We start from the raw sequence: 21,961 nt of genomic DNA, 5'->3' as shown, positions 1-21,961 counted from the left end.
AGAAAATCCCTGTACCAAAGCATAGCGTCCCTCCGAATTTCATATTGGCAAGTTTATCATTGGCATGCACTGCCATGTTGAGTTTCTGGCATGGCCGGTTGGCCGGGTGGTGCCGTCTGCGCCGTGAAGGCAGCGATGGCATCGATGGCGTGCGCCAGGGCTTGCTCCAGTGTATCGAGCGCGGCCGACGCATCGGCGCCGGCGTGCAGCAACTGTTCTACTTGCTGAGCGGCCTGCAGGGTGGCGGGCAGGGCCAGGCTGCCAGCCTCGCCCGCCAGCTTGTGCGCCAGTGCCGCGGCAGCGTCGCGTGCGTTGGCCGCCAGCAGCGCGCGCATGGCGCCCAGCGTGTTGCGGTAGGTGTTGCCAAAGCGCGACAGATGCTGGCGGTAAGGCGCCTCATCGAGCCACTGCGCCATGCCTTGCGCCAGGTCGATCACGGATGCCGCACCGCAAGGCGGCACGGGCATCGTCGCTTCGGCCACGAACGGCGTCAGGGCAGACAGCACTTGCGCATGGCGGCGATGCGCGCGCGCAATCAGGGCGATGGTCTGCGGCACGTCGAACGGTTTGCTGATGAAATGATTCACGCCCGCTTCCAGTGCCGCCGTGCGCTGTGCCTGGAATGCCCCGGCCGTCAGCGCCACCACGGGCAGGTCGTGAAACTGCGGCAGCCGGCGCAGCGCGCGCGTCGCCTGCAAGCCATCCATGACGGGCATCTGCACATCCATCAGCACGATGTCGACGGCGGCGGGGTGGGCCAGTAGCCAGTCCAGCGCCTGCTGGCCATCGCAGGCGAACGAGGGCAGGGCGCCCTGGTCGCGCAGGATGTGGTTGACCACGTCGCGGTTGATCTCGCTGTCGTCGACCACCAGCACGCGTACGCCGGCGAGCAGGCGTTCTTCCAGCGTACCCAGGCTGGTATCCACGCCGGCAGCCCTGGCGCGCTGTTGGCGCGCTTCCATCGTCGCGTTGTACAGGCTGGAAGCCGTCACCGGTTCGTTGAGGACGGCGTCGGCCGGATCGGCCGGGTCCGTATGGCGCCGCGCTGGTTGCGAGGCTGGCGCGCCGCTGGCCGCCAGGATGACGATGGGGCAGTCCTGCGGTGGCAGGTGTTCGCGCAGCGCGCGCGCCGTGGCTTCGCCATCCAGCTCCGGCATGCGCGCCGCCAGCAGGACGACGCCGGGCCGCGCGCCCTGGGCGCAGGCGAGCGCATGGTCGAGGGCCGCCCGCCCACCGGACACGGCATGCACGCTCCAGCCCAGGCCGCGCGCCACGGCGGCAACGGCATCGCGCGTGTCGGCGTTGGCATCGGCCAGCAGGACATGCAAGGCTTGCATGTCGGGCGAGGACAGGGCGCCGACGGACATCAGTTGCAGCGGCACCGTGAAACTGAAGTCGCTGCCCTGGCCCAGGCCGCTTTTCAGGCGCAGCTCGCCGCCCATCAGGCTGACCAACTGGCGGCAGATGGTCAGGCCCAGGCCCGTGCCGCCGAAGCGGCGCGTGGTGGACGTGTCGGCCTGGGCGAAGGCGGAAAAGATCGTCTCCTGCGCCTCGGAGGCGATGCCGATGCCCGTGTCGCGCACGCTGAAACGCAGCACCGCGGCGTCGCCGTCGCGGCGCTCCAGTGTGGTCAACAGCTCGACCGTGCCTTGCGGCGTGAACTTGATGGCATTGCTGGTCAGGTTGACCAGCACCTGTTCCAGACGCAGCGCGTCGCCCAGCACCTGCTCCACACCATCGGGCAGTGGCCCGATCAGCACGGCGATGGGCTTGTCATGCGCGGCAACGCCCATGCTGGCGGCGATCTTCTCGATCACCTCGGCCAGGCGAAACGGTGCCTGCTCGATGGTCATGTGGCCCGCCTCGATTTTCGACACGTCGAGCACGTCATTGATGATGCCCAGCAAGGACTGGCCGGCGGCGCGGATCTTGCGCGTCATCTCGCGTCCTTCGCCGTCCAGGCTGCCGCGTTCCAGCAGCCATGCCATGCCGAGGATGGCGTTCAGCGGCGAGCGGATTTCATGGCTCATGTTGGCGAGAAATTCCGCCTTGCTGCGGTTGGCCGCCTCGGCCGCATCGCGCGCCAGCAGCATGGCCTCTTCGGCCTGCTTTTGTGCCGAGATATCCTGCGCAAAGATCAGCGTGGCCGGTCCATCCTTGAGCATCACGCGCGTGGTGGTCTTGAACATGGGCACGGGAAGGCCCTGCTTGTCCAGGCCGATGGCTTCGAACACCTGTTCGCTGGGCGAGTCCGCCTCGATCAGCGCTTCGTTGGTGGCCAGTGCCGCCTGCGATTGCGGGGAAATCATGGCGGACCAGGGCAGACCGTTCAAATCGTCTTCAAACGCGTAACCATGCAGTCTGCGATAGCGGGGATTCGAGTAGATGAAGTGGCCATGGCGCAGGATCGCGATGGCCACGGGCGCATCTTCGATCAGCGTGCGAAAGCGCGTCTCGCTGTCGGACACGGCTTGCATGGCCTGGCGCTCCGTTTCCTGTTCCGCATGCCAGGCGGCCTGTTGCCGGCGCCGCCGCTGGCTCCAGAACAGCAGGCTGGCCCCGGCCAGCGCCAGCATGGCAAAGCAGAGGACATAGGCCAGCGCCTGCCGCCGCAGCGGGGCGGCGATGGCCGTTTCTTCGCGGCTCAGGCCGACGATGATGGCACGGTCCATGTGCAGCGCGGGAGGCGCGATGGTCGCCATGGCCATGATGCGGGGTGCGGCGCCGCCGGCAATCTCGACGCCGCTCAGGACGCCAGCCTGATAGCCGCTGTCGCGGAAGCGCCGCAGGAAGCTGCCGGGCGTGTCCACATTGCCGCCATTGGCAGCCCTGGCGGGATAGTTCAGGAATTGCCGGCCGTCGCCATGCAGCACCACGGCCCAGACGTCGGGGGCATACATGGCGGTGCGGAACTTGGCCGTGAAGTATTCAGGGTCGAGGGTGGCCACCACCACGCCGGCAAAGCGGCCCTGCCTGTCCTGCACCATGCGCGACGCCGTGATGACCAGGTCACGCTTGAAGGACAGGAAGGGCGCCGAAATGTACAGCATGCGTGCATCAGGGGCGTCGCGCGCCGTCTGGAAGTAGCCGCGGCGCGAAAAATCCTGCTTGGCCAGTTCCGGGATATTCGTGGCGATCGGCTTGCCCTTCGCATCGATGACCAGCATGGTGCGCACGCCCGGCATGGCGTCGACCAGCGCGGCCAGGCGCCGGGGCAGGGCTTGCCCGGCGTCTGCCGCGGCGCCGGCGTCAAGATAGTCGCGGATCACGCCGTCGAGCACCAGGTTGGTCGCCGCCAGGTCGACTTCAATATTTTTTGCCAGCAGGGCCGTCAGCACGCTGAGCCGTTCACGCTCGGCCGCGTCGTGCCGCGAAGCTTCGGCCATATGCGCGTAGGCAAGGGCGGTAGCCACGAGGAGCAGCCCTAGGAGTAAAAACAGCCATTCGATCCATTGTCTGCGTACCGCCGCCGCATCTGTGTGGTAAGTCATGAGGCGATGCTATACCCGATAGGGATGGATAACAACGTTAGCGTATGACTATGCATGCGATAGTGTGGTCAATTTGCCGCCCGCCGCCATCGCGCGGGCCGTGCCGCCCAGCGGCAGCCGCAGGCGGAAGGCGGCGCCGTGGCCCGGCGCGGATTCCACGCCGATGCCGCCGCCCATCAAGGTGACGAGCTGGCGCGCGATGGCCAGGCCCATGCCGGCGCCATCATGGGCGCGGCTCGGCGAGTCGTCCGCCTGCGAGAATTTGTCGAAGATCTCGGCTTGCTGCGCCTGCGCGATGCCGATGCCCGTATCGCGCACTTCGATCTGCAGGTCTGCGCCACTGAGCATGACGTGGACATCGACCCGCCCTGCGGACGTGTAACGGATGGCATTGTCGAGCAGGATATCGAGCACGCGCACCAGGCGGACGCGGTCGCAATCGATGCTGAGCGGCGTTGCGGGCGCAATATGCGAGGCCAGCAGCAGGCCCTTATGCGCCGCGCGCTGCCGGTGCGGCGCCAGCGCCAGTGTCAGCAGCTGGTCCAGCGGCACGGCGGCAGACTCCAGCCGCACCTGGTCGTTTTCGAGCGCGCTCAGTTCCATCGCCGCCTCAACCATGGCCAGCAATTGGCGGCCGCTGTCCTGTATCGTTTGCGCGTAGGCGGCCTGTTCCGGCTCCCGCAGCTGCTCCAGCAGTAGCTCGGAGAACCCCAGGATGCCATTCAGGGGCGTGCGTAATTCATGCGACATGTTCGACAGGAAGCGCGACTTGGCCTCGCTGGCGGCGATGGCCCTGGCGCGGCTGTCGACCAGGCGGCCGATCAGCAGCACCAGCGCAGCCCAGGACAGCACGATCAGTGTGCTCGTGACGGCAGCCATCAGCAAGACCTGGTTGCGGCGCGAGACGTAGTCGGCCAATACCGTGTCGCGGTCCAGCCCAACCAGCATGTAAAGCGGGTAGTTGGCCAGTTTTTCGAAGGCGTAAATGCGCAGGGTGCCGTCGACTGGACTGCGCTCGGTGAAGCTGCCCCGCGAATTACCTTGCATCAAGGCAAATATCTTGCTGCCGCCGACATCCTGGCCGATGGTGTTGACGGCACCGACCCGGCGCGCGCGCACCACGCCGTCGCTGCCGACGAGCGTGAGCGAGCTGTTGTCGCCCAGGTCGACTTCGTCGTACAGGCGCGTAAAGTAATACGGGTCCATCGAGACCACCACCACGCCCTTGAAGCGACCATCGGCATGGTTGATGCGGCGCGTCATCTGGATCGACCATTTTTTCGACACGCGGCCCAGCACCGGCTTGCTGATATACAGTTCGCCGCTGTCGCGCTGCATGTGTACCCGGATGTGCTCGCGGTCGGCCAGATTGGTCGGTTTGAAGGGGCGGCTCGACAGTACAGTATCGCCCCGTTCGTCGACGATGGTAAACAGGTTGTACAGGGGGCCGGGATTGAGGCCTTGCTGCAGGTCCGCCACGATATCGAGGTGCTTGTCCAGCGCCTGGTAGCGGCTGCGCAGGTAAGTGACCGCCTGATCCGCCGCCGCTATCGTGCGGATCGCGTGTTCGTCGAAGACGCGCGCCATGCTGCGCGCATCGCGCCCGGCATCGGTGATGGCGGCGTCGCGCGCGCGCTGCAATTGCAGCATAGTGATGCTCCACAGCCCCGCCAGCAGGACCGCCATGAAGAGCGACAGCAGGGCGCGGGTATCCCAACTCTGCCAACTCTGCCAACCCTGCCAGCGCTCCCTGGTCATGGCTTTCCAGTTTCTATACTCCCGCATGCTGCCTCCGCCAGGTCTGCCAGGTCTGCCAAGTCCGCCACTATGCGCGGATGCCCGGCGTCACTGGCGCGTTGTTTTGTTAATTATATCGAATATAATTGATTTTATTGAATAAATTGATTTTTATGCGGAAGTGTTGTATCCGGCGCCGGCGCCGGTGCCGGCAGGTGTGCATTGCCGTCTAGCGCGTCAGCCAGCGCTCCACCATCGCGCGCAGCTGGGTGGCCGTAAAGGGTTTGGACAGATAATCGTCCATGCCGGCCGCCACGCAGCGCTGCCGGTCGTCCTCGGTAACGCCGGCCGTCAGGGCGATGACGGGCAGGCGCGCCGCGCCGCTGGCCGTTTCGCGGGCACGCAGGGCCTGGCAAGCCTGGTAGCCATCCATGACGGGCATCATGCAGTCCATCAGGACCAGGTCGTACTGCTGCTCAGCCAGTGCTTGCAGACCCAGTGCGCCGTTCTCCGCCGTGTCGATGCGGTAGCCGCAGGCGGCCAGTTGCAGGCACACCAACTGGCGGTTCAGCGCCGTATCCTCGACCAGCAGGATGCGCGCGCCCGGCGCCAATGTGGGGGCAGGCGCGGATGCGGATGCGGATGGCGGCGCTATCTCTGGTTCCGGCACATGGGCCGCCATGCAGGCTATCGGCGCGTGGACCTCTTGGCGCATGACGGCCATGGCGGCATACGCCGCTTCCGCGCGTGCTTGCAGCGCCAGCGCCATGGCCGCGTCGCGTTCCTGGCGGCGCAGCAGGGCCATGATCAGCGCGATGGCCAGGCCCAGCCCGAGCAGGCTGACCACGGCCGCGCCGCCCATGGTGCGCAGCATGCGCCGCCAGCCCGCCAGGTAGACCTCGTCCGTCACGGTCACGTTGATGGCCAGCGGATAGTCGCGCACCAGTCGTATGCCGGCCAGGCGGCCGACCGTGCGCCACTGCTCGGCTGCGCGCGGCAAGTCCACCTGCAGCACGCCATGCGTCTTGCCTTGTTCCAGCAAGCGGTAGGTGCTGCCCGTCAGGTTGCGCTTGCCCATCATGGCGGGCACGGCCGGCCAGCGCGCCAGCAGCGTGTAGTCGCTGCGGTACAGGGAAAAGGCCGTGTGTTCGCCGATGCTGGCGTTCTGGAAGAATTTGCTGAAGAAGTCGCACGACAGGCCGACCAGCACCACGCCCAGGAAGCTGCCGTCCGGCCCGCTGATGCGCCGGCTGATATAGAAGGTCCAGGCGCCATTGCCCTTGTTTTGCACGGGCGCGCTGAGATGCATGCCGCCGTCCGGGTGGCGCCGGTGATACTCGAAGTAATCGCGCTCGTCGAGGCGGATGGGCGGTGCGGGATAGGCGCGACTGAAGGTCAGCACGCTGGCATCGCTGCCGACGATGGACACCACGTCCACTTGCGGTACGCCGCCGATCTTGTGCCGCAGCATCTGGTGCGTGGCCGGGGTGCCGACGGCGGCGGCCAGCGCGGCCGCGTCTGCGGGGGCGGCGGCCTGGATGTCATTGCTGACGCTATCGAGCACCAGGCGGGCCGCCGTCATGCTTTGCGCCGTGTTTTCCGCCAGCAGCAGCGACAGCTTGGACAGGTCCTGCTTCCAGTTATCGACGGCTTCGCGGTGCAGCAGCACGCCCGAGACGACGATGCACAGCGCCAGCAAGCCTACCAGCACTGGGCCCACCACGGCCGCCGTGCTGCGTGGGCGATAGCGGTGCGCCAGGCGCAAGACGGCCTGGCGCGCGGTCATGCTTGCGTGCCCGTGTAGTCAAGCATGCTGCGGCGTACCTCCTGCTCCACTGCGCCGATCAGCGCTGCCGTTTCCGCCAGCCAGCCGGCTGCCGCCACGCCCTGGTGGCGCACCAGTTGCTCGAGCTCCGCCAGGCGCGCCACCAGGGCGCTGGCACCCAGCAGGGCCACGGTGCCGCGCAAGGTATGGCAGCTATGCACGATCGCTTGCGCCGCGCCGCCCCGTACGGCCTGTTCCACGCGCGCAAACATGGCCGGCGACGTGTCCAGGTAGGTCTGGGACAGGGCGCGGAACATCTCCAGGTCGTGCCCGGTGGCCTGGAACAGCACGGCTGGATCGATGTGGCGATAGGCTGGCATGGGGGCTCCGTGGCGAGGGGGAAGCGGTGGAGGGCTAGGCGGCCAGGCTGTTGCGCCGCGCATGGCCGGCGCAGCAGGCGCGCAAATAGCCGCGCAGCTCGTCGTAATTGACGGGCTTGGCAAAGAACACCACGCCGGGCGGCACGCCACCGCGTTCTTCCAGTTCCTCCGGCGTCAGGCTCGACAGCATGGCGATATGCATGTCCGCCAGCAGCGGGTCGGCCAGGATGGTGCGTATCACTTCGTAGCCGTCGATGCCTTCCATGATGATGTCGGCCAGCAGGATGTCGGGCTGATCGCGGGCGATTTCCATCAACGCCTGATAGCCGTTCTCGCAAAAGCGCAAGCTAGCCTGCAAGCCCCATGAACCGATCTGCTTTTCATACAGCGCGCGTTCGATTGGATTGTCTTCGATCACCAGGATGGACGGCGGACGGCCCGATGGGGCGGGGCGGTTGGCCCGTGCCGTGCGCTGGTCCTGGCCTGGCTGGCCGGGATTGCCCTTGTAGGCCTCGACGGCCGCGAGGGGAATGCGCCGGTGGCCGCCCTTGGTCTTCCAGGCTTCGATCACCCCGGCCTCGACCAATTGCTGCACCGAGGTGACCGAGATGCCGAGGATTTCGGCGGCCTTTTGTGTAGTGCAGACGTCTGCAGTGTGCATGATGGGCTTTATGGTCGCGGATGAAGTTGAAGGGAATGATACGCAATCGTGCTCAAAAAATCAATTTCAACGAATTAGATGAATTCACTAAAAACCTGCCGTGTGGCGGTGGGCCTGGCGCCGGTGCCCGTGCGCGTGCGGCAAAGGGCAATATGGCCGTGCGGCTCCAGGATATCGCGCCATTCGCTCCACTCCGCGTTGCTGTGGCGCAGCAGGGTTTCCATGTGTTCCGCATCCAGACCCAGTACCCGCGCAGTGGCCATGGCCGGCCCGCGCGGCCCCACGCCATTGCGCAGTATCAGGTCGGCGAAGCTGCTGGCCAGTTTCAGCAGCCAGGCCAGGTCTGTCCTGCGTCCGGACTGCCCGAAGCCGGGCGGCGCCGCATGGCAGAGTACGGCGTCGCACAGGATTTCCGGCATGCCCCAGCCCCGCATGAGCATGGCCGACAGCTCCAACTGGTGGTGGCCGAAGCGCTGCGACTCTGCGCACAGCAGCAGGGTCTTGGCGGCATTGCCGTGCTGGCCCAGCAGTTGTCCATATTCTTGCGGATGCAAGGTGGCCAGCGCCAATTGGCCGCAGTTGGCCAGCAAGCCGCAACTGTACAGCTCATCGGCCGGCGCCAGCTGCAGCGTGTCGCCTGCCACGCGGACGGCGCAGGCCATGGCCAGCGAGTGCGACCAGAAGCGCTGCGGGTCGAAGTGCGCACACGTGGCCGCTGGCACGGCGGGGGTGGCAAATGCCTGGCGCAGGGCGGGCAAGCCGATGGTCGCCAGCATCGCGGCGTTGACCGCCGCATGTTTGCGCTCGCCCGGTGGCACGCCGGCATTCGCCAGGCCGATGATCATACCGGTCAGGGCCGGATCGCAGCCCAGTTGTTCTGCCAACGCATCGAGCGGCAGCTGTTGCTGGCACAAGGTCGTCAGCCAGTGGCGCCGCCAGGCGGGCGAGGGCAGGATGGCGCCGCCGAGCAGGCGCGCCAGATCGATGTGTGCATTCATGGCCGGCTCCCAATGCCACGGTAGTCATCCGCCTGCGCGGCGCCGGTTTGCAGGGCCGTGACCGCTTGCGACAGCACGTCGAGCGCCATCAGCAGGTCCGCATGCAGGCGGCGCAGCGCGCCGATATCGTTGGAAAAGCCCGCATGCACGGCTTGGCGCGCCAGGGCCTGCAGCGGGAGCAGTCCCATGGCGTGGCTGCTGTCGAGAATTTCCTGTGCCAGCACGCGTGCCGGGGCGGGGCGTTCGCAGCGCAGCGCATGGGCGATGCCGGCCAGGCGGTCGCGCGTCTCGGCCACGAACAGGGCCAGAATCTCGCCCTGCAGGCGTCGGTCGTAGCCGAACATGGCATCCAGGCGGGCCAGTTCGAACGGCGGCGCGTCCAGCGCCTCGGGCTGTGGCGGCGCCGTGTCTGCCACCCTGCACGGCTGGCTGGCCCTGCGCGTTTGCAGCAGTTGATGCAGATCGGCAGCCGGCGCGCTGGCGGCTTGCGCGCGGCCGGCCTGGCGCCAGCGGAGGCGGCGCCAGAACAGCGCGGCCAGCAGCAACAGCAGGCCTGCCAGGGCCAACGCCGGCCGCATCAGCGAGACATCGTCGCAGCGAAGGTAAGGATGGACGGCGAGGAAGGCGTTCATGGCAATGCCTGCATACAGAGAGAGCGGTTGAAAACGGATGTCATGGCGATGCTCCAGGGCGATCAATGCCGCTGATCCTGCGTGGCGACTGGTTCAAAATGTTTCCCAGTCGCCGCCGTCAGCTGCGGTCGTGCTTCTGGCCTGACCGGCGGCGCGCTGGGCGACCAGCTTGAGCGGCGCCGTCTTGCGCGGTGCCGGCGGCTGGGCGGCTGGGGCGTGGCGCACCGGCGTGCTCTGTTGCGCCACATTGGCCTGGCCATGCGCTAGCTTGAAGGCACCCACCACGCCGGCCAGGTTGCGCGCCTGCTCTTGCAGCGATTGCGATGCCGCCGCCGCTTCTTCGACCAGGGCCGCATTTTGCTGCGTGACTTCATCCATCTGCGTGATGGCGCGGTTGATTTCCTCGATGCCCGTGCTTTGCTCCGCGCTGGCGGCCGAGATTTCGCTGACGATGTCGGTGACGCTGCGCACCGTGTCGACCACTTCCGTCATGGCCGCGCCGGCTTGCTGGACCAGCTTGCCACCTTGCTCCACCTGCTCCACGGAGTCGCTGATGAGCGTCTTGATTTCCTTGGCGGCCGCCGCCGAACGGTGTGCCAGGTTGCGCACTTCGGTCGCCACGACGGCAAAACCGCGTCCTTGTTCCCCGGCCCGCGCCGCTTCCACGGCCGCATTCAGGGCCAGGATGTTGGTCTGGAAGGCGATGCCGTCGATAACGCTGATGATGTCGGCGATCTTGTTGGACGAGTTGTCGATCGCTTGCATGGTGCGGATGACATCGCCCATCACCTCGCCGCCCCGCACCGCCTTGTCCGAAGCGCTGACGGCCATTTGCTTGGCCTGGCGTGCATTGTCCGAGTTTTGCCGCACGGTAGCCGTCAGTTCTTCCATGGCCGAGGCGGTTTCTTCCAGCGAGCCGGCCTGCTGTTCCGTGCGTGCCGACAGGTCCAGGTTGCCTGCCGCGATCTCGCTTGAAGCCGTGCTGATGGTCTCCGTGCCGGCGCGTACTTCGGCCACGATGCGCACCAGGCTCTCGCTCATGTCCGCCAGGGCCGTCATCAACTGGCCCACCTCGTCGTTCGAGGTGGCGCTGACCTGCACGCTGAGGTCGCCACCTGCAATGGTGCGGGCCACGCCGATGGCGCTGGCCAGCGAGGCGACGATGCGTCGCGCCAGCAGCATGCCCATGCCGGCCACCAGTATCGTCACGGCCAGGGCCAGGCTGATGGAAATCCAGCGCGAGTTGGCCGCGGCGGCGGCGCCCTCGGCCGCGCCCGTGTTGCCCAGCTTTTCGTTGTGGCGGTGGTGGGCGGCAAGGGCGTCGACCAGTTCCTTGATGATGGGCTGGTTCTGCATCAGCAAGTCGCGCGCCGCGTCGAGTTCACCCGCCTTCGACAGGGCCAGTACCTTGTCGCGCACGGCATCGTAGCGCAGCAGTACGGCACGGTCCGTGGCCAGCAACGCTTTGTCTTGTTCATCAGAAAGGTTTTCCTTTTCATACTTGTCGAGCGCCTGCTCGACTGCCGCACGCGCTTCCTTGATGCCCGCTTCCAGCTTGTCGCGCATGGCGGCATCCTTGCTCGCCACGTGCTGCCAGACGGCCGTGCGCATCTGTGTGAAGGGTACGAAAGCCTGGTTCAAGGTCAGCAGGCTGGGAACGGTGTTGACGGTGGCATAGCTGGCCGCCGTGTACACGCGGTCCGTTTCATATATGCCGACGCCCGCCAGCGCGGCCAGTCCCAGAACGGCGGAGAGTATCAATGCATACAGGCGTTGGGCGATAGTCATGATGGGTGCCGCTCCACGTGAAGGTTGAAAATCGGGAAAATCGTTTGTAGAGTTCGTGTTTTTCATTTTACGATAAAAATTTGATTTATTCGAGATATTTGTTATTTATTTGATTTATTTTGTTTTTTTGAGGTCGCCGATGGAGAACGGACTGAGCGGAGGATGGGGTGTAATGAAAAGCAACACCGCGGCGCCTGGCTCGTCTGCCTTGGCGGCTCCTGGTATGACGTCGCGGTGCGACATCGTGTTCGAGTGGGGCGGGGCGGCCGTCGATCCGGTGCGTCAGTTGCTGCTGGTCAATCCGGACTACATGGGCTTCCTGGAGCGCCTGGCGCCGTGCCCAAGCCAACGCGAAGGGCTGCATGGGTTCGGAAATGGGCTTGCAGCCGCAGACGGGCGTAACGTTTACCGTGGAAATCAAGCCCTTTCTGTCGCCGCTGGGCTTCCCATGTGTGGTGGTGATAGCCGGCGGCCATGGTTCACTGGGCACGAAGAGCGGTGATAGTCTGGTGGCGTTTGCCTTGCCGGACGAGGCGGTGAAGGCGGCGGGGAAAACGACAGAGTCACCATCGTTGCGGTGCCGCTACTGTTGGCTGCGCCGTAGCCTCATTAGCTCTGGTGCAGGCGAATTTTTAACTTTGCATGTTGCATGTAGGAATGTCGTTTGCTAGACTCGGGATCGGACTCATATCGCCTCTCCTGTGATTTATTCAATGAAAACGACGACTCTCTCGGTAATAACTGCCGCCTTACTTTCCATTAGCGCTTGCTCTCCTAAAGCACCCAATGCCGAACTGGATGCGGCGAATAAAAAGATCGCCACGCTGGAAGCCGAGCTGGCGGTTGAAAAGGCAAAAAACGCTCCAGTTCCCGTGGCCGGCACGGTTGTGACGGGGAAACAGTGGAATTATGATGTGAGTGAAGATAAGATGGATGGCGGCACGACCTCTTTCGCTAACGTGTATAGCACCAATACCGTCAATTTTGACTTCCCCTACAGCGGATTACAAAACGCCAAATTGACTTTGCGGACAGGATACCGTCAAGGTAAAGATGTGATTTTTTCGATTAGAAAGGGGCAGATATTATGCCCCTCCTATCAGGATTGCACGGTGCTGGTGAGATTTGATGATGAAAAGCCCGTCAATTATTCCGCGGCGGCTCCTGCGGACAATAGTTCAGAGACGATTTTCTTGCGCAATTATGAGAAATTCCTGGGGAAACTGCAAAAAGCGAAAAGAGTGCGGATTGCCGTGGATATTTTTCAGGAAGGCGCACCCGTATTTGAATTTGATGTCAGCGGATTTGACCGTCAACAATATCAGCCAAAGAAATAAATTCGTTTCTTGATAAAAGGCGTTGTCCGCAAGCTTGTTGCAGACAACGCCTTTTTTATTGCGCCGCCAATCCCAGCTTCAAGCCCACCAGCTTTCCTGGCGCAGCCTCCGTTTTTTCCGGCGCTCCCGCGCTGACCCTGGCTGCCGGCGTGCCGTCCTGCTGCAGGGCCGCCAGGATGGCCGCGCTGCGCTGAGTGCCCAGCTTGCTCAAGGCGTCGGCAGGCAGCGGTTGTTTTGCTTCCAACTGCTCGCGCAAGCCGGCATAAAACGCGCCCGTATCGGCCACTTGCGGCTCTCCCTCGATCAGCTTGCCCAAGCGTAGCAAGACGGGGATTTTTGCCGTCGCCGGAGCGGAGGCGGCAGCTGATGCGGCCGCTGCCGCCGGAGCTGACGACTCCGCCGCTTTCTTCTGCTTGTCCAGCTCGGCCTTGCCGAAGCGTTCGCCGTACAGCTCGCGCAGGGCGCCCCGTATCTTGCGTTCGCCCAGGTTCAACGGCCCCGGTTCTTCGCCCGCTTCGAGCTTGATGCCGGCCTTGGCGGCGACGGCGCGGCGCACGGCCTGGGCGCGCAGGGCGGCCCCGTCCGTGTCGCTGTACTGGCCCGGCACGGCCAGCTTCAGCTGTTCGCGCTTGGCCAGGATTTGCGCCACTTGCTTGATCTTCTCCCGTTCGGGCGGCAGCAGCACGGCGCTGCCCGCATCGAAGTCGATGGATTCGAGCTTGTCGGCACTGATGCCCAGCAAGTTGCCCAGCGCGCGGAACGGCGCCGTGACGATTTTTGTCAGCACATTGCCCACGGCTTTCCAGATCAGGGCGCCATAGCTGAATTGCGGGTCGTTCATGTCGCCCGACACGGGCAAACCGAGGTCGATGCGCCCGTCGCTATCCTTGAGGATGGCCAGCGCCAATTCCAAAGGCAGTTTCAGGGCGTCCGGACTGTCGATGCGCTCGCCCAGGGTCAGCTTGTCGAGCACGATCTGGTTGGTGCCGTCGAGCTGGCGGTTGCGCACCTTGTATTGCAAGTCCAGCGAAATCTTGCCTTCGGCCACTTTGTAGCCGGCGAACTTCATCGTGTACGGCGAGGCGGAGACCATGTCGACGTTCTTGAAGACCACGTTCAAGTCCGTGTTGTCCGTGGGCGCGAACGGGTTTAGCTGGCCGCGCACGCGTGCCAGGCCGAATTCGTCGATGCGGCCATCGAGTTCGATCTGGCTGCGCGCATCGCGTTTCGTCGACAAGCCCGTGACGACACCGTTCAACTCATAAATCTTGGCGGCGAACTGGGGCCGCAAGCTGAGGTCGGCAAAGTCCAGCTTGGCGTTTTGCAGGCGCACGCGGCGCACGCGCACGGGGAAGGCGGCGTCGGCGGCCGGCGCGCTGGCTGTTGCCGGAGCCGCTGTAGCAGTTTGTGCGGGAGCTGGCTCCGGCGCCTTCACCAGCAAGCGCTGCGCGTTTAGGCTGCGGTCGTTTTCGATGATCAGCTGGGCGTTTGCTTCCACCACGCGCAGTTCCGGGATGTCGACAAAATCGGGGCCCACGCTGGCGGTCAGCTTGTCGGCGCGCACGCTTTTCCACGAGGCGAAGCGCTTGCCATCCGTTTCATTGAGCACCAGGCCGGCGATATCCACGCCGCCCTCATAGCGTACTTTTGGCGCTTTCGGCGCGCCGCCGCCCGTCGTCAGGCGGCCGCTGCCGGAGAGCGACCCGCTAGCCAGCTTCAGTTTCACATGCTGCGCCAGCAGCGCTTGCACGGGCGCCAGGGTCAGTTGTTTCAGATTCAGCTGCGCATCGACGGCGCCCGTGCCCGGCACGAACTTGCCGTTGGCCGTAAGCAAGCCACCTTCGCGCAAGCCTACGCCCAGCTCGAACGGCAACGCCTGTTGCATATCGTTGCTGACGTTTTGCAGGGACAGGCGGGCGTCCTGCAAGTTACCCTTGATGCCCGTGCCCGCGTCATCGAAACGGGCGCCGAACTTGCTCAGTTCTACCTTGTCTATCTTGGTGGACCATGGCGCAGAAGGTGCGGACGGGGTTTCCTTGCCTGTGTCGGCTTTGCCGGAGGCAAACACGGGCAGCTTTTGCGCAATCGTAAATTCCCCTTGGCGGTTGCGCGCCAGGTCGATTTGCGCGCCGCTGGCCGTTACGGCGCCCAGGTGCACGGTATGCGCCGCCAGGTCGATCTTGCCTTTCGTAAAGCCCAATTGGTCCAGCTTGAACGGCATTTGCGCGCCGCGCTGCATGGCCAGATCCGCCAGGCTGACATTGGCGCCGTCGACAAGGATGCTGTTTCCCGCCGGCCCTTGCTGCAGGGCCAGTTGCAAGCTCAGCTGGAGTTGCTTGGCGCTCAGCTGCAGCGCAGGGGAGACGGTTTCATCGACGGCGGACACATCCACGTTGGCCAAGGCCACTTGCTTCAAGTGCACTTTCCACTTGCCCGGTTTGGACGGTGGGGCAGGCGCAGCGGAGGCTGCCGGTGCGGGATTGCCAGGCAGCATCAGGTTCGCCACGTCGATCTCGCCCTTGCTGTCGCGCCGCACGGCCACCTTGCCGCCGTACAGATTGACCTTGTCGACGGTGATGCTCTGGCGTGCCAGGTCGGCGTTCACTCCGGCGATGCCCAAGGTAGCCAGCGAGGCGAATGGCTCTCCTTTGCCCTTTACATCGCCTTGCACCAGCGCCAGGTCGCGCAAGGCCAGGCCCGCGCCTTTGACCGTGGCTTGCAGCGTGCCGTCGGCATAGGAAAAAGCGTAGGGCAGGCGCGCCGACAACTTGCCGCTGCTCACTTGTGCGCGCGTGTAGGCTTTCAAATACGCGGCCAGGCCGGGCAGGGAAGTGTCGTTCAGTATCAGCTCGCCTTCGCCCCGGATCGGGCTGAGCGAGGCCGTGCCGCGCCAATGCAGCTTGCCGCCGCGTGCCGCGTCGGCACTCAGGCTGTAGCTGCCGTTGGCATCGGGCAGGGTCGAGATATTGTCGAGCGTAAAGTTGATCGGCGTGAAGTTGTCCGCATAGCCCGCCTTCTGGTCTTGCCAGTCCACTTTGCCTTGTTCCAGCGCAAAGTGGGCGATGACGAGGCGCGGCATGCCGCCGTCGCTCTTTTCCGGGTGATTGCGTTGCCAGGTGGCCAGCACTTCGGCCAGGTTGAACTTGCCGTCCGGCGTGATGGTCAAATGCGTCTGTGGGGCCGTGATGCGGATTTCCGCCAGGCTCCAGGCGCGGCGCACGATGGATTTCCATTCCAGCTGCACGGCCAGGGTGCCGATGGACAGCAGCGGGTCACCGCTCGTGCCGCTCTTGCCATCTGCGCTGGGCGCTTCCTTGAAAGCGATCTGGTCCGCTTCCAGGCGCAAGGTAAACGGGTTGAAGCGTACGTCGGCGATGCTGGCCTGGCGCGCGAGTTCTTTCTCGGCAAATTTGGGTAGCTGGTTTTTGATGACGTAGGGCACCAGCCAGAAACCGGCCGCGCTGTAGGCGGCCAGGGCGCAGCCTGTGCCAACGGCCCAGCGCTGCCAGCGTTTCCAGCGAAATGTTTTCGTCTGCACGCTTTTGTTGTCGATTGTGTTCACGAACTGACCTTTTGATCTTGTTGGGCGGCATATCCTGCGCGCCGTGACTGTCAGTATGCCTCTTTGCGGCCTCGTCTGCAAAATCCAAACGTGTTCATGTGATAACAGGCGCCGGGGTGGTCTTGTTTCTTCTAAAAAACTCACACAAACTCACTCTTTCTTGATAATGATTCTCATTATCGGTATCATGGCGGCAACCGTAAGTTCCCATTTGTACCTATTTTTTATTGAAAGCCCGATGTCATGCCTGTCGTCTCTCCCCGCACCCGCTTACTTCCAGTCGCCGCCGCCCTGTCGCTGGCCTTCGCTTCCCACGCCGCGCTGGCGTTTGATGCGGCCAGCGGCCAGGACGACTTGACGGCTGGCGATGCGAAAGTCATGCAAGCCGTGCAAGTGACGGGGGCGCGCGCGCAAGGGCTGGTGCCCGTCACCACGGAGGCGGGCAGCTTTCGCGGCGCCAGCATCATGGACGTGCCCTCGACCGTCAACGTGATCACGCGCGAATTGCTGGAGCAGCAAGCCGTGTCCGGCCTGTACGATGCCGTGCGCAATACGGCGGGTGTGACGCGCCAGCAAAATGGCGGCGAAACGTGGGATCAATTGGTGATACGCGGCATTGCCGTGGAAAACCGCACGAATTACCGCCTCAACGGTTCCATGCCGATCATGAACTTCTCGCAAGTGCCCATGGAAAACAAGGAGCGGGTGGAAGTGCTGAAGGGCGCCTCGGCCCTGTACTACGGTTTTACTTCGCCCGCTGGCGTGGTCAACTTCGTCACCAAGCGGGCCGGCAGCAAGCCAGTCACCAGCATGGGCTTGAGCCTTGACGAGCGTGGCAGTGCCGTAGCGAATGTCGACGTGGGCCGCCGCTTTGGCGCGCAGCAGGAATTTGGCGTGCGCATCAACGCGGCTGGCGGCACCCTGGGTTCCTACCTGGATAAGGTGGGCAACGGCAATCGCCGTTTCGTGGCCACCGCACTGGACTGGCGCGTGACGAACCAGCTGCTGTTGAAAGCGGACCTCGAATACGAGCGCCGCAAGGTGACGGAGCAGGCGGGCGTGGCCTTGCCGGCCGCCGTGAAAGGCGTGATCAGCTTGCCGCGCGCCGTCGATCCGCGCCAGCTGATCGGCCCAGACTGGTCGAATTTCGAAGCGCAAACGAAAAACGCGCAATTGCGCGCCGACTATGCCATCACGGATGGCTGGGCCTTGACGGTGGAAGCGGGCCACTCGGAAACGGCGCGCGACCGCCGCCTGGCCATTTTCCGCTTGAACAACGCGGCGGCGCTGGCCACGGGCGCAGGCCGCATCACCGGCAATATCCAGCACAGCGTGACGGCATCGGACTTGCTGCGCTTTGAACTGGCCGGCAATTTCAGCACGGGTTTTATCGCCCATGAACTGACCCTGGGCGCCTCGCGCACGGACAAATCGCAAGATCCGATTTACCAGAGCAATTACACGATTGCATCGCAAAACCTGTACCAGCCCGTGCCCGTGACGAATGTCGTGTTCGGTCCCAAACCGACTTCGCCGACGACGGCCGCGCTGGAGACGCGCGACACGGGCTTGTATGCGCTTGACCGCATGGTCTTCAGCCCGCAATGGCAAAGCGTCATCGGCGTGCGCCGCAGCAGCTACCAGAGCGACCAGGGCGCCAGCCATTACGACGTCAGCAAGACCACGCCGATGGTCTCATTGATCTACAAGCTGACGCCAGCCATCTCGTTCTATGCGTCGTCGGCACGCGGGCTAGAAGAGGGCGAGACTGGCCCGACGGGCACGCTCAACCAGGGCGTCAAGATGGCGCCTGGCGTGAGCAAACAGAAAGAGCTGGGCACGCGCTGGCTGATGCCGAACGGCACCTTGCTGTCGGCTGCGCTATTCGACATCAAGCGCCCCGGCTATTACACGAATGCCAGCAATGTGTTCACCTCGGATGGCGAGCAGCGCTACCGCGGCCTGGAACTGTCGACCCAGGGCAAGCTGACGCGCCAGTTGTCGTGGCAGACGTCGGCCCAGTTCCTCGACCCGAAGTTTGCCCACATCAACGCCGACTACAACGGCAAGGCGCCGGAAAACGCTTCCAAGCGCACGGGCAGCGCCTTCCTCGCCTATGCGTTCGACGTCGTGCCGGGCCTGTTCGTCAACGGCGGCGCGTATTACTACAGCGCCCGTCCCGTCAACGACCTGAACCAGGCCTTCCTGGGTGGCGTGAGCCTGTTCAGTGCGGGCGCCCGCTATGCCGGCCGCATGATGGACAAGGCCGTCGTGTGGCAGCTGAACGTGGAAAATGCGGCCGATAAGCGCTACTGGGCCGGCGCCGGCACGCGTCTGGCGTCCGGTGCGCCGCGCGCCATCAAGCTATCGATGAAAGTGGATTTGTAGGAAGCTTTGACTTGCACGCTGTGCGCCGGGTGCTTGCACTGATACAATGTTGCCATGTTCATCAGCAAAGGCAAGGCCCGCATCGTCCTGTGGATCGCGTGTATCGCCATCTTCCTGGCCACGCTCGCCCCCACGGTGTCGCGCGCGCTGACAGTCGCCAGCGGCATGGCCGTGCCCAGCCTGGAAATCTGCTCGGTGGCGGGTGGCATGACCATGCTGCCCGCAACATTCTCCACGGATGCGCCCGATACCTCCAAGGGCAGCATGCGCATGGGCGATTGCCCGTGCTGCAGCATGCACGCGGCCACCCTGGATGTGCCGCCCACGACCCTCGTGCTCGCTTCCGGAGAAATCCTCACAGGCTTGCTGCCCCTGCTGTTCTACCAATCCGTCACGCCCCTGTTCGCCTGGACGCCCGTCCAGCCTCGTGGCCCGCCTGCCGCTTTCTGATCTGTCCCTTTCCCTGAACTGCCTTGCGCCGCGCGTGTCGTGCGCTTGCGTCTGTTCATCTTGCCCATACAGATTTTGAAAGCCGCAGCATGAAACATTTCCCCTTATTAATTACCCTCGCCATCGCCATGCCCGCCGTGGCGCAAACGCGCGCTGAAGATGTTTTGCCCGAGATGAAAGTCATCGTCGCGGGCGTCAAGGAAGGCTACCGGCCCGCCGCCGACACGGCGCTGATGCTCAGTAGCACGCCCGGCTACAGTGTGGCGGCCGGTGGCGGCGTGTCCGGCTTGCCAGTTGTCAATGGTTTCGCGGATGATCGTATCAAGATTCGCATTGATGGCATGGAACTGACATCGGCTTGCGCCAATCACATGAATGCGCCGCTGTCCTATATCGACCCGCAGCAGGTGGAGCGCATCCGCCTGATCGCGGGCGTGACGCCCGTCAGCGCGGGCGGCGACAGTATCGGCGGCACCATCGAGGTGCAGTCAAGCGCGCCCGTGTTCGCCCAGCCTGGCGCAGCGCTGTTGACGCAAGGCAGTTTTGCCGTCTCGGGCCGCAGCGTCAACAATAGCGTGGCGACCAGCGTGCGTGCCTCGGCCGCCAGCGACACGCTGAGCATCGGCTACAGCGGTGCTTACACGCGCGGCCACAGCTATGACGATGGTCACGGCAACAAGGTGCTGGGAAGCATGTTCGAGAGCATCAACCAGGCCATCGTGCTGGCGGCGAAAGGCCAGGGCCAGCAGCTGACTCTGCGCGCCGGCGTGCAGCACATCCCATACCAGGGCTTTCCCAACCAGTACATGGACATGACGGACAACCATGGCCAGTTCGCCAATCTCGCTTACCAGGGCACATTTGCCTGGGGCGTGTTGGACGCGCGCGCCTACTGGCAGCAGACGGACCACGAGATGGGCTTTTTCTCGCCTGAGCGCACGGGCACGATGCCGATGCTGACGCACGGGCGCAATACAGGCTATGCGCTGATGGCCAGTTTGCCGACCGCTGCGGGCGAGTTGCGCCTGGGCCAGGAATGGCACGGTTTCCGCCTCGACGATTACTGGCCGGCCGTGCCCGGTTCCATGATGATGGGGCCGCGCACCTATCTGAACATCAATGACGGCAAGCGCGACCGCACCGTGCTGTTTAGCGAACTGGAAACGCGTCATGATGCGCGCTGGAGCAGCGTGCTGGGCGTGCGCGGCGAATCCGTGCGCATGGAGTCGGGCGATGTGCAATCGTATGGCACCAATATGATGAACATGCCCGACGTGATGGCCGCCAGGGCCTTCAATGCGCGCAGCCGCAGCCAGCGCGACACGAATATCGATGCCTCGGCGCAAGCGACCTTCACGCCGGACGCGGCCAGCAGCTATGCATTCGCGCTGGCGCGCAAGGTGCGCTCGCCCAACCTGTACGAGCGTTATTCTTGGGGGCGCGGCTCGATGGCCATGATCATGACCAACTGGTTTGGCGACGGTAACGGTTACGTGGGCAATATCGACCTGAAGCCCGAGACGGCTTACACGGCGGCGTTGACGGCCGACTGGCATGGCGGCGGCGAGGACGGCTGGTTCCTGCGCGTCAATTCCTATTACAGCAAGATCGACAACTACATCGATGTCGACGTGCTGGCGGCCTTCAATCCCTATATGCAGATGGGCGCGAATGGTAACTTTCTGCGCTTTGCCAACCACGACGCCAAGCTGTATGGCGCCAATGTGACGTGGCAGTTGCCGCTGGCCAGCAGCGCGCGCTGGGGCCGCTTCATGGCCACGGGCAACGCCGTTTACACGCGGGGCAAGCGCAGCGATGGCGGCGATCTGTACCGCATGATGCCGTTCAACGCCTTGCTGGCCGTCGAGCACAAGCTGGGCGCCTGGAGCAGCCGCATCGAAACGAAGATCGTTGCCCGCAAGGACAAGGTCGATGCGCGCCGCTTCGAACCGGAAACGGGCGGCTTTGCCCTCGTCAATCTGCGCAGCAGTGTGGCATTGAGCAAGATGGCCAGCCTGAGCGCGGGCGTGAGCAACCTGTTCAACCGCGCCTACGCGGATCCGCTCGGTGGCGTGTATTTGTCCGGCTTGAATGCGCAGGGCGGGGCGCTGCAAGCCTTGCCGGCCGAGGGCCGGTCGGTTGATGTGGGGCTGCAGCTGAAGTTCTAAGGCTTGCAATCAGCAAGGGCGCCTTCCTGCTGCCGGTGGTGGTGGAAGGCGCCTGCAAGAGTCACCGCATCGACGGTAATCAGATGTTCGTGACAATGTGTGCATGTTTCTTTTCGGTAATTTGGTATTTTCCATGTGACGATAACCCATACTGAGCGAGGTTGCGCATGTGGTATGAAGTGGCTTCTCTTCCCTTGAAACCCTGAGCTGTTCGACTAGGCCATATCACGGTCAAGTGTGGCAACGCCCCAGCGTTGACTTCAGTAATGTTTCCGGAGAGCGGATGCGCCCGGCATCGGGCATCGGGTATACGGCGCCATCCCAGGTAATCCGGCACAAAGCCATCAAATTCCGCCTCCGCTCTTTTTTCGCCGTGACCCCGTCAGGACGCGCAGCGCGGTGGCGATCGGCACCTTGTTCCTGGCAAGATAGGCGGCGGCAGTGGCGGTATCGAGCATTTCCTGGAAGATAATGCCAACCTCGACCTTTTGGGCCGTCAAATCGTCCTGTCTTGCGCAGTCCAGGGTGTCCATATCGGTAGCAGCGACTTTGTCATTCTTGGAGCGCATTTTTGCCTCAGTAGAAAAGAGAAAAATGTCTCCTT

General features: G+C 64.0%; 15 protein-coding genes. 5 read left to right on the top strand and 10 right to left on the bottom strand.

All coding sequences use genetic code 11. From position 1 onward, the window contains the following. Positions 1 to 56: 56 nt before the first annotated feature. From ACQ4W7_RS11610 to ACQ4W7_RS11575, 8 genes are all read right to left on the bottom strand, one after another. Complete coding sequence (locus ACQ4W7_RS11610) at positions 57 to 3,491, bottom strand: response regulator (protein WP_436530578.1); 3,435 nt, start codon at positions 3,489 to 3,491, stop codon at positions 57 to 59. Between the two features lie 48 nt (positions 3,492 to 3,539). Further along, positions 3,540 to 5,249, bottom strand: coding sequence for a sensor histidine kinase (locus ACQ4W7_RS11605; RefSeq protein WP_436530576.1), 1,710 nt, complete (start codon positions 5,247 to 5,249; stop codon positions 3,540 to 3,542). Between the two features lie 208 nt (positions 5,250 to 5,457). Then, entirely contained in the window at positions 5,458 to 7,014 is a 1,557-nt protein-coding gene (locus ACQ4W7_RS11600) for a response regulator (protein WP_436530574.1), read from the bottom strand. Further along, positions 7,011 to 7,373 (bottom strand): Hpt domain-containing protein, encoded by a 363-nt coding sequence (locus ACQ4W7_RS11595; protein ID WP_426074425.1) that lies wholly within the window; start codon positions 7,371 to 7,373, stop codon positions 7,011 to 7,013. Before ACQ4W7_RS11595 ends, ACQ4W7_RS11600 begins: the two co-directional genes overlap by 4 nt. Before the next feature lie 34 nt (positions 7,374 to 7,407). After that, positions 7,408 to 8,034, bottom strand: coding sequence for a response regulator (locus ACQ4W7_RS11590; RefSeq protein ID WP_426074426.1), 627 nt, complete (start codon positions 8,032 to 8,034; stop codon positions 7,408 to 7,410). Positions 8,035 to 8,108: 74 nt separating this feature from the next. Then, the gene (locus tag ACQ4W7_RS11585) at positions 8,109 to 9,032 is read right to left on the bottom strand and encodes an HDOD domain-containing protein (protein ID WP_436530571.1); all 924 of its coding nucleotides are present in this window, start codon (positions 9,030 to 9,032) and stop codon (positions 8,109 to 8,111) included. Continuing rightward, positions 9,029 to 9,664 (bottom strand): hypothetical protein, encoded by a 636-nt coding sequence (locus ACQ4W7_RS11580; RefSeq protein ID WP_436530569.1) that lies wholly within the window; start codon positions 9,662 to 9,664, stop codon positions 9,029 to 9,031. The genes ACQ4W7_RS11585 and ACQ4W7_RS11580 overlap by 4 nt, the downstream gene beginning before the upstream one ends. 93 nt (positions 9,665 to 9,757) lie before the next feature. After that, complete coding sequence (locus ACQ4W7_RS11575) at positions 9,758 to 11,452, bottom strand: methyl-accepting chemotaxis protein (RefSeq protein WP_436530567.1); 1,695 nt, start codon at positions 11,450 to 11,452, stop codon at positions 9,758 to 9,760. Between the two features lie 172 nt (positions 11,453 to 11,624). Between ACQ4W7_RS11575 and ACQ4W7_RS11570 the strand changes: the two genes are divergently transcribed. Together ACQ4W7_RS11570 and ACQ4W7_RS11565 are read left to right on the top strand one after the other, a co-directional pair. After that, positions 11,625 to 11,954 carry a hypothetical protein gene (locus ACQ4W7_RS11570; protein ID WP_426074430.1) on the top strand — a complete coding sequence of 110 codons (330 nt, stop codon included), beginning with the start codon at positions 11,625 to 11,627 and terminating at the stop codon, positions 11,952 to 11,954. A gap of 211 nt (positions 11,955 to 12,165) precedes the next feature. Continuing rightward, positions 12,166 to 12,789, top strand: coding sequence for a hypothetical protein (locus ACQ4W7_RS11565; protein WP_436530565.1), 624 nt, complete (start codon positions 12,166 to 12,168; stop codon positions 12,787 to 12,789). A gap of 55 nt (positions 12,790 to 12,844) precedes the next feature. On the opposite strand, the gene ACQ4W7_RS11560 is transcribed toward ACQ4W7_RS11565, so the two are convergent. After that, positions 12,845 to 16,351, bottom strand: coding sequence for a DUF748 domain-containing protein (locus ACQ4W7_RS11560; protein WP_436530563.1), 3,507 nt, complete (start codon positions 16,349 to 16,351; stop codon positions 12,845 to 12,847). 243 nt (positions 16,352 to 16,594) lie between these two features. Between ACQ4W7_RS11560 and ACQ4W7_RS11555 the strand changes: the two genes are divergently transcribed. The 3 genes from ACQ4W7_RS11555 (at position 16,595) to ACQ4W7_RS11545 (ending at position 21,357) form a co-directional block, all read left to right on the top strand. Continuing rightward, entirely contained in the window at positions 16,595 to 18,739 is a 2,145-nt protein-coding gene (locus ACQ4W7_RS11555) for a TonB-dependent siderophore receptor (protein ID WP_436530561.1), read from the top strand. 54 nt (positions 18,740 to 18,793) lie between these two features. Beyond that, positions 18,794 to 19,189, top strand: coding sequence for a DUF2946 domain-containing protein (locus tag ACQ4W7_RS11550; protein ID WP_436530559.1), 396 nt, complete (start codon positions 18,794 to 18,796; stop codon positions 19,187 to 19,189). A gap of 89 nt (positions 19,190 to 19,278) precedes the next feature. Continuing rightward, complete coding sequence (locus tag ACQ4W7_RS11545; protein WP_436530557.1) at positions 19,279 to 21,357, top strand: TonB-dependent receptor; 2,079 nt, start codon at positions 19,279 to 19,281, stop codon at positions 21,355 to 21,357. Positions 21,358 to 21,701: 344 nt separating this feature from the next. On the opposite strand, the gene ACQ4W7_RS11540 is transcribed toward ACQ4W7_RS11545, so the two are convergent. Continuing rightward, on the bottom strand, positions 21,702 to 21,926 hold the full coding sequence (locus ACQ4W7_RS11540; RefSeq protein ID WP_426070885.1) for a hypothetical protein: 225 nt from the start codon (positions 21,924 to 21,926) through the stop codon (positions 21,702 to 21,704). Positions 21,927 to 21,961: the final 35 nt, after the last annotated feature.

It is taken from the genome of Janthinobacterium algoris (assembly GCF_051380935.1).
Lineage (GTDB): Bacteria > Pseudomonadota > Gammaproteobacteria > Burkholderiales > Burkholderiaceae_D > Janthinobacterium.
This window is presented reverse-complemented; position numbering and strand designations above follow the sequence as displayed.

Excerpts from the sequence above, each read along its gene's own strand:
- ACQ4W7_RS11610 (WP_436530578.1), bottom strand. The coding sequence starts at position 3,491 with ATGACTTACCACACAGATGCGGCGGCGGTACGCAGACAATGGATCGAA.
- ACQ4W7_RS11605 (WP_436530576.1), bottom strand. The coding sequence starts at position 5,249 with ATGACCAGGGAGCGCTGGCAGGGTTGGCAGAGTTGGCAGAGTTGGGAT.
- ACQ4W7_RS11600 (WP_436530574.1), bottom strand. The coding sequence starts at position 7,014 with ATGACCGCGCGCCAGGCCGTCTTGCGCCTGGCGCACCGCTATCGCCCA.
- ACQ4W7_RS11595 (WP_426074425.1), bottom strand. The coding sequence starts at position 7,373 with ATGCCAGCCTATCGCCACATCGATCCAGCCGTGCTGTTCCAGGCCACC.
- ACQ4W7_RS11590 (WP_426074426.1), bottom strand. The coding sequence starts at position 8,034 with ATGCACACTGCAGACGTCTGCACTACACAAAAGGCCGCCGAAATCCTC.
- ACQ4W7_RS11585 (WP_436530571.1), bottom strand. The coding sequence starts at position 9,032 with ATGAATGCACACATCGATCTGGCGCGCCTGCTCGGCGGCGCCATCCTG.
- ACQ4W7_RS11580 (WP_436530569.1), bottom strand. The coding sequence starts at position 9,664 with ATGAACGCCTTCCTCGCCGTCCATCCTTACCTTCGCTGCGACGATGTC.
- ACQ4W7_RS11575 (WP_436530567.1), bottom strand. The coding sequence starts at position 11,452 with ATGACTATCGCCCAACGCCTGTATGCATTGATACTCTCCGCCGTTCTG.
- ACQ4W7_RS11570 (WP_426074430.1), top strand. The coding sequence starts at position 11,625 with ATGAAAAGCAACACCGCGGCGCCTGGCTCGTCTGCCTTGGCGGCTCCT.
- ACQ4W7_RS11565 (WP_436530565.1), top strand. The coding sequence starts at position 12,166 with ATGAAAACGACGACTCTCTCGGTAATAACTGCCGCCTTACTTTCCATT.
- ACQ4W7_RS11555 (WP_436530561.1), top strand. The coding sequence starts at position 16,595 with ATGCCTGTCGTCTCTCCCCGCACCCGCTTACTTCCAGTCGCCGCCGCC.
- ACQ4W7_RS11550 (WP_436530559.1), top strand. The coding sequence starts at position 18,794 with ATGTTCATCAGCAAAGGCAAGGCCCGCATCGTCCTGTGGATCGCGTGT.
- ACQ4W7_RS11545 (WP_436530557.1), top strand. The coding sequence starts at position 19,279 with ATGAAACATTTCCCCTTATTAATTACCCTCGCCATCGCCATGCCCGCC.
- ACQ4W7_RS11540 (WP_426070885.1), bottom strand. The coding sequence starts at position 21,926 with ATGCGCTCCAAGAATGACAAAGTCGCTGCTACCGATATGGACACCCTG.